General features: G+C 61.7%; 7 protein-coding genes and 1 pseudogene. 6 read left to right on the forward strand and 2 right to left on the reverse strand.

The genetic code is table 11. From position 1 onward, the window contains the following. Positions 1-74 precede the first annotated feature (74 nt). The 5 genes from Q1W68_RS15590 to Q1W68_RS15610 all read left to right on the forward strand — a co-directional run bounded on the left by Q1W68_RS15590 (position 75) and on the right by Q1W68_RS15610 (position 3,700). Positions 75-1,364, forward strand: a complete 1,290-nt coding sequence (locus Q1W68_RS15590) for a hypothetical protein (protein ID WP_300650337.1) — start codon at positions 75-77, stop codon at positions 1,362-1,364. A gap of 223 nt (positions 1,365-1,587) precedes the next feature. After that, positions 1,588-2,331, forward strand: coding sequence for a hypothetical protein (locus tag Q1W68_RS15595; RefSeq protein ID WP_300650340.1), 744 nt, complete (start codon positions 1,588-1,590; stop codon positions 2,329-2,331). Positions 2,332-2,385: 54 nt separating this feature from the next. Then, positions 2,386-3,081 carry an ERCC4 domain-containing protein gene (locus tag Q1W68_RS15600; protein WP_159608997.1) on the forward strand — a complete coding sequence of 232 codons (696 nt, stop codon included), beginning with the start codon at positions 2,386-2,388 and terminating at the stop codon, positions 3,079-3,081. Positions 3,082-3,139: 58 nt separating this feature from the next. Then, complete coding sequence (locus Q1W68_RS15605) at positions 3,140-3,355, forward strand: hypothetical protein (protein ID WP_159608998.1); 216 nt, start codon at positions 3,140-3,142, stop codon at positions 3,353-3,355. 75 nt (positions 3,356-3,430) lie between these two features. Continuing rightward, positions 3,431-3,700: a hypothetical protein gene (locus Q1W68_RS15610; RefSeq protein ID WP_159608999.1), complete on the forward strand. Its 270-nt coding sequence runs from the start codon at positions 3,431-3,433 to the stop codon at positions 3,698-3,700. 42 nt (positions 3,701-3,742) lie between these two features. Here the strand turns inward: Q1W68_RS15610 and Q1W68_RS15615 are convergent, their stop codons facing one another. Next, on the reverse strand, positions 3,743-4,276 hold the full coding sequence (locus Q1W68_RS15615) for a DUF6036 family nucleotidyltransferase (RefSeq protein ID WP_300650343.1): 534 nt from the start codon (positions 4,274-4,276) through the stop codon (positions 3,743-3,745). Continuing rightward, positions 4,273-4,950 (reverse strand): helix-turn-helix transcriptional regulator, encoded by a 678-nt coding sequence (locus Q1W68_RS15620; RefSeq protein ID WP_159609001.1) that lies wholly within the window; start codon positions 4,948-4,950, stop codon positions 4,273-4,275. Before Q1W68_RS15620 ends, Q1W68_RS15615 begins: the two co-directional genes overlap by 4 nt. Before the next feature lie 287 nt (positions 4,951-5,237). Here Q1W68_RS15620 and Q1W68_RS15625 point away from each other — a divergent pair. Continuing rightward, positions 5,238-5,763 (forward strand): annotated as a pseudogene (locus Q1W68_RS15625) (hypothetical protein); the annotation flags it as partial.

Raw genomic sequence — 5,763 nt, forward strand, 5'->3', positions numbered from 1 at the left:
CCTGAGCCCGGGCAAGCATTTTCCCGCTCAGGGGGAAGGCTTGTCCGGGCTTTGTCCTTTCAAAGGCAATCCCCATGACAACCAGAGCCTTCATCCCCGCCTACTTCGAGTCACGCCTGCACCAGATGGTCCAGGTTCAAGAAGACCCGGCCTTCAACGCGCAGAACATGCGCAACCTGCAGGACCTCCTGCACAGCAAGTTCGACGCTCAGCCGGAATTCGCCGGCATCAACGGCCCCGAGAGCGCCACACTGGTTCTGATCCGCTCGCCCCACTTGGCGGGCCATGTTGGTACCGAGGTGATGGAACTCGTGCAGTTGCCCCTGTACTTTCAGGAGGTGCGCAACTACACGCCTCTGAGCAGCGAAGCAATGGCACAGCGCCTGCAGTTCGCCCGCGAGAGTGGTTTCCTGCTGTTCGGGCGCGACGAAACGGTTGCCGTGATCCACGGCGCACCACTGGGGCACCTGTTCTGCGGCGCCTACGAGGTCAACACCGACGGCGTACCGCGCGAACTCGCCGGCATCTACGCGGACAGCATCAGCTACTGCGCCCGCCTGCGTCACATCGACAAGCTCAATGCGACGGAGACGGAAAAGGCCATCTCCGAAACCCTGGGCACCATGTACTGGTGGTCTGGGCAACAACTGGCCTTCAACCCAGTGCAGATCGAGCGCATGCGCGCCACGATCGCCATGCTCGAGCAACACCGCAAGGTGGCGCCACCCGAGCGCACGGCCAGCGGGGCGGTGATCGAACGGTCATTCATCGAGAACGGATCGACCGCTTCGCTCAACCCCATCCTGCGTGCACACCCGGGCTGGAAGCGCTACAGCACCCGTCAGGATGCCTGGTACTACGGCATTTATGTCTGCGAAGAGCTGATGCAGACGATCACCTACTGCGAGCAGGATGTCAGCCACGTCAAGTGCGAGACCCGGGAGCAATTCATGGCCGAGTTGCAGAGCATGGCCAGATTCCACGGCACCTCGCGCATGCCCAGTGCCATGGGCTACGGAGAGGATGGCACCACGGCCTTCTTCGAGTCGCTCTACCTCATGAAGGGAGAGGCCCGCACCATGCGTTTCGACACCGGACAGCCGGTGAAAGACGCAGACGGCAACTGGAACGCCCCGCTGTTTGCGGCCCTGAGCATTGAGCACCCTGCGGTGCTGGCGCTGACCAAAGATGCCTACAGCGTGCTGCCGGAGGGGACGGTGGAGATCGACCGCCTGAACCCCTTGGCGTTTGAGCTCAACCAGGCGCTGGCCAAGCTCACCGATCGCGGCTACCTGGTCAAGATCGCGCTGCACGATGGCACGGTCTACGAGACCGAGCTGGAGCTGCAGCCCGAGGAAGCCTGACGAGACAAGCGTGCGCCTTCACCGGGACGCCTAGAAACACAGACCAGCCCTTCGCCACAAGCGGAGGGCTTTTCTGCTTTCATGGCCCCGCGAAGCAAGCGAGTCCAGGGGTGTGCGAGTTTCGGGGCCATAACTCGCACACTATTTCTTTGGGGTTCCTGCTCCGGCAGGCATGTTGAGCAATAGGGTTGGGGCTTTTTTCGGATCAAGAGAGGTACCCTGCATGAACACGCTCGAAGAATTCCAACAATCGTTTGGCCCACTGATGGCCTCGCGAGACGTACAGCAGGTGCTGCGATTTCGCACGCCAGAAGGACTGCGGGCCGCGCGCAGCCATGGAAGGTTGAATCTTGAGATGTTCAGGGTCAAGGGTCGCCGGGGCGTTTTTGCTCGAACTCCCGACGTAGTTCGCCTCGTAGAGGGTTTAGTCGGCATCCAAGGGAATGCGGGCCATGTCGATCAAGTTGCAAAGGCACGCAGAGGCTGTATCGTGATGGGCATGAACACAGAACCCAAACCGACCCCTCCCACGTCGTCTGCACATTCCGCCGCCGGCGCGCCTGCGGATCTGACCGAGTTTGAAGCCGAGTTGCAGAAGTGGAACGACAACCCTGAAGACGTGTATCTGGAGAACGAGGTGCACGCGCACTTTGAGCGCGCCAACTACACCAGCTACCCGCCTGCCAGCAGGGATGGGCTGCACATGTTCAACCGGGTGATGGATTGGAAGGGAGCCGAGGAAGCTCAAGAATCGTCTGCCATTGGGGCGGTGATCGGCGGCGTGGCCGCTGCTGGCTTTGGGGCCGCCCTGCGCGCGCTGTCGCTTGCCCTCAATGTGAATGAGCACTCTATCGCTGAAGTGCTGGAGGATTACACCGAGGGTGGGGAGACACTTCCCATGGGCATGGAGGAATTCGCTCGCCGGCTCACTGAGGCAGACGACAAGAGAAAGCACCGGGTCTTGTAGACCATTGCCCCACGTGACTCCATATCCCATTTCTTCGTCCACGCAGACGGCCACATGAACCTTCCCTCCGTCCCGGAGCACGCACCAACCATCGTCGTCGATTCGCGCGAGACCAACAGCCGCATCCCGACGCACCTGCGCGACCTCGGTGTGGACTTCGTCATGCAGGAGATGCCTGCGGGAGACTACCGCGTGGGGGCCTTCTTGATCGAGCGCAAGAGCATTGCCGACTTGGCCAACTCCATCCTGGACGCGCGCCTCTTCGCCCAGGCCGAAGCCATCGCTCTGGCCTCCGAGCGACCGGCGTTGCTGATCGAAGGAAATATCCAGGATTTGCCCAACGACATGCACCCCGACTCGCTGCCTGGCGCGCTCTCCGCGCTCTCGGTCTTTTGGGGGCTCTCGGTCTTCACCGCACCCAACCAGATGGGCACCGCCCGCCTGCTGGCGCGTCTGCACCACCACCAGGTCAACGGACTGGGCTACGAGGTCGCAACGCGTGTGGCCAAGCCCAGGGACAACCCCGACGGAGCACTGGCCCAATACCTCGTTTGTGGACTTCCAGGCGTGGGGCCCGAGGTGGCCAGAAAACTCATCGCTCACTTTGGAAGCGCCCGCGCGGTGTTTACCGCGTCCGCCGCTGAGCTCGTGCTGTGCAAGGGGATCGGGCCCAAGACGGCCGCTGCGATCGTCGCATCGCTCGACCAGAAGCCGACCAGCTTTCGCTCTACAAAAATCGGAACGCTGTAGCCAGCCCTGCGCTTTCACGTGACCTGCCGCCCACTCTTTGAGCCGGAAAGACCAAAACATGAACATCACAACGAAACGCGCGGCTGTGCTGGCCGCCTTCCTTGGGCTTGAGGTCATCGGTCTGGTGGCGTGGTCTGCCACGGCCAGTACGCTGGTGAATGTGATCGCCGGTGCTGCTCTGGGGCTCGTATGCATGATGGGGGGCTTCATCTTGCTGGTGGCCAGCCTCATCAAAATCAACACGCCGGCGTTTTCTGAGAGTTCAAACGGGTAGGGTGGCCACGGAAGGAAAGTACGCGCTGCTGCGCGGACCCGCGCGTTTCAAGGATCCAAGCAAAGGGAGCATTCGATGGCGAAGAACTGGGGTGTCGCAAGGTTCTACGGTGGAGGCTCGATGGAGTACCAGCTGGAGTCAGGGCGGTGGTTGACCGACGGCAAGCTCTTCGATGGAGCGCCGATCCGCCTGTACGAAACCATGGCCGAAGCCGACCAGGCCGCCGGGCAGTTGCCGCAGGACGGGCAACCTCATGGCGTGCAGTTCACGCTCGATGCCCAAGGCAGGGTGGCCACAGCCCGTAAAACGGCGCCCAAGACACTGAAGCCACGCGCACGCGGCTAGGAGCCCCCGCCGTGGCCGAGCAACCGTGGGTGGGCAGTCTACTCAGATCGCACTGCCAGCCCACCTACGAATGGTTGCACGCAGACGTCGCTGCGCTTCTTGATCTATCGGCATCTGCGCAACCATGTCGATGGCTCTCTTTGGATCCACGTGCCCGAACTCGATGAGTGCGGTACAGAACTCGCGGTCCTTGTCGCGCCCCGCCACAGCCTTCGACAGGAACAGATCGACGACGTCCAGGCAGTACCCGACGCGGTCGTTTGTGTTGCTGTTTTGGACGCGGTGAACCTGCGTGATCCAGTCCCGCGGAAGGACCGCTGTCTCTGGTGCTACGCCTTGCGCGTAGTAGCCGTTGGTCTCGTGAAACTGTGATCCCTCACCAATGGCACCGTCAATCTCGTCGGCCTTCTGCGGCGCCTGGTACGGATAGATGTCGGCCTCGGCCGACGCCTTGAACACATCTTCGGGGTAGGGGATCGGGCCCAGGATCGACTGGCTTCCAATGATGATGAACTCGTACTCATTCGTCACGTCGCTGCTGGCCCGAATGATGTGCTCCAGGTCTTCACGGTTCATCGCACGTCCTCTTCCACTGCATCTCTGATCACCACGCCCTTTTTGAGCGCCCCGATCTGTGCAAGGACGCTCTTGCGTGTGTCCTCCGGCAAGAGGGTGACCAACGGTGAACTCTGGCGAAGCTCCTGCGCGCGCCGGCTGCGGCCAAGGATCTTGCGCCACTGCCGTTTGCTGAGGACTTCCTCCCATTCGGTCCAAAGACTGGTTGATCGAGAAGGCCCAGACCCCAGCCATCGCGCGAGGGTTGCCTGCGCCCTTGCCAGCTGCGCTGGATCCACTTTGACAAGATCAACGGCCGCCTGGTGAAGGGCCAAGCTCTGCAAATCCTGAATCTCATGGCGAGAGGTGTCCGCCGTGACAGTCACCTGAATGCTTGGCTTCTCGCGCCGGGACCTTGCGCCTGCCGTTCCTTGCGGCGCTGGGATCATGCTGTCGCCAGCCAGAAGTGCAAGTTCTCCAACCACCCCCAGAGCCGACATGACTCGGAGGTAGGAGCCCATGGAGGGCGCTGGATCGCCGTTTTCGATGGCTCTGAGCGTGTTGCGCGCAATGCCTACCCGCGCCGCCATATCGATCGTGCCGATCCCCTGTGACTTGCGCAGCTGCCGAAGCCGGTCACCCAGCTGAAGCAGCAGCTGTCGCTCGAGCACAGCGGACATAGGGGCGTTGGTCATTTGGTCATTATAGTGACCAATAAAGAACGCGTGGTCAAGATAGCGACCAGTTTGCCAGGGGGCCTGTACACCGCTGAAGCGTCGAAATGCTGTGCCGATGAGGAAAACCCGCCCGCGAAGGGGACTGGCCGGATCGGTTTGACGGCATTGTCAGGCGCTTCTACTCTTCAGGGGCACTCTGGTCACCATGACCTTTGCGTCGGCCCCTGCCGACATTCACCCCACCGGGACGTCCTCACTCCCGGTTCGGGATGTGGGCGTTCCTCACCCTCCTTTGGAGAGAGAACATGACCACTTCCCAACTTGACATCAGCCCCGTCCCCCCCGGCGTGAGCATCAACCCCAAACAGCGCCTGTTCGTCATCAACCACGGTGATGGCGTCACCTGCATGGGCTTTGACCACTGCTTCGAGACGGCCACCCAGCTCGCACGTGCCCTCAGAGTGCAGGGCCCGAGCGAGACCAAGCGCGGCACCATCGACTGCTACCAGCAGTACCTGTCACTCGTGGGCCAGTACGGCAAAAGCCCGGTTTCCAAAATGACCTGGTACCCCGATGGCACAGCCCCGAAAGTGCGCTCGGTTCTCGAAGCCGCGCGGGCCAGCTATACCGACTACCACGCCCAAGGCACTGTGCTTCGCCTGTTCTACGGCGATCCAGAAACTGGCCGCGACTGGGCCGAGCAAAACGATGTGATCGGCTTCATCGGTCGCAGCAGCGGCATGATGAAAGTGCCTCTGGTGCTGGAGCCTTTGCTCGACGAAGAACGCAACATCGTCTCAAGCGGCTTTGGCGGCTCGATCATGACCCGTT

Source organism: Hydrogenophaga sp. (genome assembly GCF_030158645.1).
GTDB lineage: Bacteria > Pseudomonadota > Gammaproteobacteria > Burkholderiales > Burkholderiaceae_C > Hydrogenophaga.

Excerpts from the sequence above, each read along its gene's own strand:
- Q1W68_RS15600 (WP_159608997.1), top strand. The coding sequence starts at position 2,386 with ATGAACCTTCCCTCCGTCCCGGAGCACGCACCAACCATCGTCGTCGAT.
- Q1W68_RS15615 (WP_300650343.1), bottom strand. The coding sequence starts at position 4,276 with ATGAACCGTGAAGACCTGGAGCACATCATTCGGGCCAGCAGCGACGTG.
- Q1W68_RS15620 (WP_159609001.1), bottom strand. The coding sequence starts at position 4,950 with ATGACCAACGCCCCTATGTCCGCTGTGCTCGAGCGACAGCTGCTGCTT.
- Q1W68_RS15590 (WP_300650337.1), top strand. The coding sequence starts at position 75 with ATGACAACCAGAGCCTTCATCCCCGCCTACTTCGAGTCACGCCTGCAC.
- Q1W68_RS15610 (WP_159608999.1), top strand. The coding sequence starts at position 3,431 with ATGGCGAAGAACTGGGGTGTCGCAAGGTTCTACGGTGGAGGCTCGATG.
- Q1W68_RS15605 (WP_159608998.1), top strand. The coding sequence starts at position 3,140 with ATGAACATCACAACGAAACGCGCGGCTGTGCTGGCCGCCTTCCTTGGG.
- Q1W68_RS15595 (WP_300650340.1), top strand. The coding sequence starts at position 1,588 with ATGAACACGCTCGAAGAATTCCAACAATCGTTTGGCCCACTGATGGCC.